General features: G+C 48.6%; 1 protein-coding gene. It reads left to right on the top strand.

The genetic code is table 11. The annotated features are described in order from the left end of the window. The coding region (gene trxB, locus ACP45E_RS20455) for a thioredoxin-disulfide reductase (RefSeq protein WP_069585485.1) at positions 1 to 840 on the top strand (840 nt) is incomplete at both ends.

The following is an 840-nucleotide window of genomic DNA, read 5'->3' as shown; positions in this document are numbered from 1 at the left end:
ACCGCCGCAGTCTACGCTGCTCGTGCCAACCTTAACCCTGTATTAGTGACAGGGATGCAGCAAGGTGGGCAACTCACAACCACAACAGAAGTTGAAAACTGGCCAGGTGATGCAGAAGGACTCACGGGTCCCGCTCTAATGGAACGTATGAAAGAGCACGCCGAACGCTTTGAAACCGAAATGATTTTTGATCATATCAATGACGTCGACTTGAGCCAGCGCCCTTTCCGCTTAAAAGGCTACAGTGCTGAGTACAGTTGTGACGCTTTGATCATCTCAACGGGTGCGTCTGCAAAGTACTTAGGGCTAGAATCCGAAGAAGCGTTTAAAGGCCGAGGGGTTTCCGCCTGCGCAACCTGTGACGGATTTTTCTATAAAAATCAAAAAGTCGCTGTGGTCGGGGGTGGGAATACCGCCGTAGAAGAAGCGCTATATCTATCCAATATTGCTGCGGAAGTTCACCTTATTCACCGTCGCGATACCTTCCGTTCGGAAAAAATTCTAGTGAGACGTTTGATGGATAAAGTCGAGAACGGCAACATATTCCTTCATACCGACCGTACATTGGATGAAGTACTCGGCGACGACATGGGTGTGACAGGCGTTCGAATCAAAGATACGCAATCCGACTTAACTGAAGATCTCGATGTCATGGGTGTCTTCATTGCGATTGGTCACCAACCAAACACTGCGATCTTCAAAGGTCAGCTCGATATGAAAGACGATTACATCATCGTTAACTCTGGGTTAAACGGCAATGCGACCCAAACCAGTGTCGAAGGTGTGTTTGCCGCAGGAGACGTGATGGATCATAACTATCGTCAAGCGATTACCTCCGCT

This window comes from Vibrio genomosp. F10 str. 9ZD137 (assembly GCF_049974785.1).
Classification (GTDB): Bacteria; Pseudomonadota; Gammaproteobacteria; order Enterobacterales; family Vibrionaceae; genus Vibrio.
This window is presented reverse-complemented; position numbering and strand designations above follow the sequence as displayed.